Genomic DNA, 298 nt, shown 5'->3' with positions numbered 1-298 from the left:
CGGGCATGTTTTCCGCGGCGAACAAGCAAGCATTGATAGATGCAGGGCTGCACTACATTTTGTCGGTGAAAACCCCCACCGTGCCTGAGGTGATCGAAACCTGGCGGCGAGAAAACCCCGGTGAAGACTACACCCACGGCCAGATCTGGACGCAAGCCTCGGCAAGTGATGGGCGCAAGCACGCTACCCCAAATTCGGTGACGCATTACCAGTACTCTCACGACCGGGCTAGGCGCAGCCTGCGCGGAATCAAAGAGCAAGTCGCGAAAGCCAAACGCGCTGTTGACGGCGATATCGC

Annotated in this window: 1 pseudogene; it reads left to right on the top strand. The window is 58.4% G+C overall.

Going from position 1 to position 298, the window contains the following annotated elements:
- Positions 1-298, top strand: a pseudogene (locus tag HMPREF2993_RS11975) (transposase); the annotation flags it as partial.

It is taken from the genome of Corynebacterium sp. HMSC068G04, assembly GCF_001814885.1.
Lineage (GTDB): Bacteria > Actinomycetota > Actinomycetes > Mycobacteriales > Mycobacteriaceae > Corynebacterium > Corynebacterium hiratae.
This window is presented reverse-complemented; position numbering and strand designations above follow the sequence as displayed.